Here is a 770-nt window from a genome sequence, read left to right on the forward strand (position 1 = left end):
CGCGGGCAACGTCCTCACCCCGGAGCTCCGCGCGGAACTCCAAGGCAGCCTTCTCAACTGATCTGAGCCGAACTGTGACCCCTCACACCGCACAGTCCAATCCGACCGACCGCGTAGGCCGCGCGCCCATCCCCCCCACCGGCCCGCCAGACGACGATCCGTTGGCCTCACCGGAGGATTCATGACCACGCCCCCCGTTCCCGGCCCGTACGGCGGCCATTACGCGCCGTACGGGGATGATGAGGGCGATCAGCCGCTCGTACGGCCGTATGCCATGACCGGGGGCCGGACGCGGCCGCGGTACCAGCTCGCCATCGAGGCACTGGTCAGCACGACCGCCGACCCGGCCCGCCTGGGCGTCCTGCTGCCCGAGCACCAGCGGATCTGCCATCTGTGCCGGGAGGTCAAGTCAGTGGCGGAGGTGTCGGCGCTGCTGGCGATACCGCTCGGCGTGGCGCGGATCCTGGTCGCCGACCTGGCCGAGGCCGGAATGGTGGCCATCCATCAGCCGGGCGGCAGCGAGGACCCCGGCGGCACGCCCGATGTGACACTGCTCGAAAGGGTGCTCAGTGGACTTCGGAAGCTCTAGCGGTGCGGCCCGCTCCACCACGTCCGCGAAGATCGTGGTGGCGGGTGGCTTCGGCGTGGGCAAGACCACGTTCGTCGGTGCGGTTTCGGAGATCAACCCGCTGCGCACCGAAGCCGTGATGACCTCCGCTTCGGCGGGCATCGACGATCTGAGCCACGTCCAGGACAAGACGACCACCACG

The 770-nt window shown here is 69.5% G+C and carries 1 protein-coding gene and 1 pseudogene; both read left to right on the plus strand.

Going from position 1 to position 770, the window contains the following annotated elements:
• The first annotated feature begins 181 nt into the window (after positions 1-181).
• Complete coding sequence (locus ACY34J_RS29010; protein ID WP_462729603.1) at positions 182-589, plus strand: DUF742 domain-containing protein; 408 nt, start codon at positions 182-184, stop codon at positions 587-589.
• Positions 570-770, plus strand: a pseudogene (locus ACY34J_RS29015) (ATP-binding protein); the annotation flags it as partial. The gene ACY34J_RS29010 and the pseudogene ACY34J_RS29015, both read left to right, overlap by 20 nt.

The organism is Streptomyces sp. HSS9-12 (assembly GCF_054963655.1).

Bases quoted from the DNA above. Each gene is read 5' to 3' on its own strand.
- ACY34J_RS29010 (WP_462729603.1), top strand. From the start codon at position 182: ATGACCACGCCCCCCGTTCCCGGCCCGTACGGCGGCCATTACGCGCCG.